1 protein-coding gene is annotated in these 482 nt (G+C 62.2%); it reads left to right on the top strand.

The features are described 5' to 3' along the window. The coding region (locus tag HX873_RS29135) for a cache domain-containing protein (RefSeq protein ID WP_256349678.1) at positions 1-482 on the top strand (482 nt) is incomplete at both ends.

Here is a 482-nt window from a genome sequence, read left to right on the forward strand (position 1 = left end):
GTGCTGCGCAACGTCGAGCTGTACGACTTGTCGATCAAAGGCCTGATCGCCGCCACCGAACGCACTGATTTGGCTGGGGTATCGGCCGGCATCCGTCACCTGGTGCTGTTCGACCGTTCGGAAGCGGCGCCCTACAAAGGCGACATCCTGCTGCTGGACAAGGATGGCAACGTGATCGCCGACTCAGCCCTGCAGACGCCCAAATCCGCCAACTTCGCCGACCGCGATTACTTCCAGGCCCATCGGCAGAATCCCGACCTGGGGCTGTTCATCAGCCGGCCCTTCATGGCGCGCTGCGTGTGTGACGACCAATGGCGTATCGCTTTCAGCCGCCGGGTTTCCGGGCCGGATGGGCGATTCCTCGGCGTGGCCGTGGCCACCATGCGCCTGTCGTACTTTCAGCAACTGTTCCGCAGCCTGAATATCGGCAGCGACAGCACCATCAACCTGATCAACCAACAAGGCATCCTGCTGGCCCAGCA

Source organism: Pseudomonas sp. P7758, assembly GCF_013386485.1.
In the GTDB taxonomy this organism is placed as follows: Bacteria; Pseudomonadota; Gammaproteobacteria; order Pseudomonadales; family Pseudomonadaceae; genus Aquipseudomonas.